Raw genomic sequence first — 1486 nt, forward strand, 5'->3', positions numbered from 1 at the left:
CAGACTTAACCGCTCCAGCCCTAAAACCGCCCGCTTCTGTAATACCCAAGTGCAATGGCTGATCAATCAATCGAGCGATTTCTCTATATGCTGCAACCGTCATGAACACATCAGACGCTTTTAAACTCAGCTTGAAGTTATCGAAATTATGTCTCTGCAAAATCTCGACATGACGCATCGCAGACTCAACAAGCGCAGCAGGCGTTGGCTCGCCGTACTTCTTCTGCAAGTCTTTCTCTAGCGACCCTGCATTCACACCAATTCGGATTGGAATCCCGTGGTCTTTAGCACTCGCAATGACCTCACGAATACGTTCTTCTTTACCGATATTTCCGGGATTGATACGTAAACAATCGACCCCATATTCAGCAACTTTAAGTGCAATTTTGTAATCAAAATGAATATCTGCAACTAAAGGTACTGGCGAGCCTTGCTTGATTAACTTAAATGACTCGGCGGCATCCATCGTTGGGACTGATACCCGAACAATGTCCGCCCCCGCATCGGCTAATTCTTGAATTTGCCCGAGCGTCGTTTGGACGTCGGTGGTCTCAGTATTCGTCATACTTTGCACTGCAATCGGAGCATCTCCGCCCACAGGCACATCACCCACCATAATTTGACGGGAAACTCTTCGCTTTATCGGCGACTCAAACTTCATAACTCTACTCTACAGTAAATTCTGCGCGTCCAGTTGTGCTGACATAGGACGAAATATCGTACTGGACATCGTTTACGAACACTTGCGCAACACTTGCATCGCCAAGAACAACGCGAAGTGCCGTTGAAAATTCATAGTCAAACTTACGACCATCACGCATCAAATCAGCGCTGATACGATTATCTTGGTCATCATATATTTCAAACCAACAGTCACCTGTAAAAGTGATTGAAATTGTCCCTCTGACTTGAGGTTGATCTTGATTTGAAAGCGCTGAAACTTCATCCACAGGCTGACTTTCAGAAGACTGATCTTCTGCATCTAGATTCGATGATTGAATAGCTACATCAGTTACTGCAGACGTTTCGCCTAAGGTTTCAGCAGCGGACTGTTTCTCATCAACTAACACAAGCTCTACTGAATCATTCTCTTCCGCCACTTCCTCCGGCGCTGCCGGGGGTTCAACAACCGCCCCTGGACTTTCCAACGAACTATCTGAACGCTGTTCAAGCTCATGCTCATTCTCACTACCAATCAAGGTCCAGACCAGTAAAGCGCAAACCACCACAATCGACCCTGCAACACCAGTCAATTTCATCAAATGAATACGTTTTGCTTTGAGCTTTTCGTCAGCTTGCTGCTTGTCTAGCTGCCTCTTTTCTTCCACGATGACTGTGAGCTGTCTTTCAAGCAATTCCACCATGCGCTCTTCATGCAAACCAACTAAACGACAGTAAGATCGAAAATACCCTTTCAAAAAGACATCGCTGGAAAAATCATGATAATTTTCGGATTCGATCATTGCGACAACACTTGGACGCAAGT

General features: G+C 45.6%; 2 protein-coding genes. Both read right to left on the bottom strand.

The features are described 5' to 3' along the window. The coding region (locus A3738_RS14690) for a flavodoxin-dependent (E)-4-hydroxy-3-methylbut-2-enyl-diphosphate synthase (RefSeq protein WP_197473870.1) at nucleotides 1–661 on the bottom strand (661 nt) is incomplete at its 3' end. A 4-nt stretch (nucleotides 662–665) separates the two neighbouring features. After that, the coding region (locus A3738_RS14695) for a helix-turn-helix domain-containing protein (RefSeq protein ID WP_156504269.1) at nucleotides 666–1486 on the bottom strand (821 nt) is incomplete at its 5' end.

The sequence above is a fragment of the Oleiphilus sp. HI0066 genome (assembly GCF_001635725.1).